Annotated in this window: 1 protein-coding gene; it reads right to left on the bottom strand. The window is 60.0% G+C overall.

Features of this window, described 5'->3' with window-relative positions:
• A partial coding sequence (locus DVK06_RS17695; protein WP_233561816.1) for a pyruvate kinase occupies positions 1–220 on the bottom strand: 220 nt, incomplete at its 3' end.
• Positions 221–457: the final 237 nt, after the last annotated feature.

The raw sequence follows: 457 nt of genomic DNA, 5'->3' as shown, positions 1-457 counted from the left end.
TACGTACTTCGGGGCCTTGCAGGTCGAGCATGGCCGCGAGCGGTTCATTGGTCGCGTCGTCGACGGCGCGGATGCTATCGATGACCTCAGACCGGTGTTCGACGTTTCCGTGGCTCGCGTTCATCCGGGCAACGCTCATCCCGGCGTCCGCGAGATCACGAATCGTCTCCCGGTCGAACGATGCCGGACCGAGGGTACAGACGATTTTTGCGTTTCTCATGGCGTCGCCTACGAGTGACTGATAAAAAAGCCCGATGATGAACTCGGTGCCGAGTAACGGGTTCGCATACGTACTCTCTATAGTTCGCCCGTCGAACTGACCGCTCGGGCGGCCTCACGGGATCATAATGGTCGTTTGATAAATTTCTCCGTCGTATCTGACGTATCCCGGGTCGCGGAACTCGTTTCTGTCCGTTCCTTCCCGGAGCGTCACGGGCTCGCCCCCGAGCGCCTGCCG

This window comes from Halorubrum sp. Atlit-28R (assembly GCF_003665955.1).
Taxonomy (GTDB): Archaea; Halobacteriota; Halobacteria; order Halobacteriales; family Haloferacaceae; genus Halorubrum; species Halorubrum tropicale.
The sequence above is the reverse complement of the archived record's forward strand: the minus strand, read 5'-3'. Positions and strand labels throughout refer to the sequence as shown.